A 255-nucleotide genomic window follows, 5' to 3' on the forward strand; every position below is an offset into this window, starting at 1 on the left:
AAATTGAACTCGCTGTGAAGATGCAGTGTACCCGCGGCAAGACGGAAAGACCCCGTGAACCTTTACTACAGCTTGACACTGAACATTGAGCCTTGATGTGTAGGATAGGTGGGAGGCTTTGAAGCGCGGACGCCAGTCCGCGTGGAGCCAACCTTGAAATACCACCCTTTAATGTTTGATGTTCTAACGTGGCCCCGTTATCCGGGGTGCGGACAGTGTCTGGTGGGTAGTTTGACTGGGGCGGTCTCCTCCTAA

The 255-nt window shown here is 53.3% G+C and carries 1 rRNA gene; it reads left to right on the forward strand.

Going from position 1 to position 255, the window contains the following annotated elements:
- Positions 1–255: ribosomal RNA gene (locus tag AABB92_RS23540) — 23S ribosomal RNA — on the forward strand; the annotation flags it as partial.

The organism is Pantoea brenneri (genome assembly GCF_038594305.1).
Lineage (GTDB): Bacteria > Pseudomonadota > Gammaproteobacteria > Enterobacterales > Enterobacteriaceae > Pantoea > Pantoea brenneri.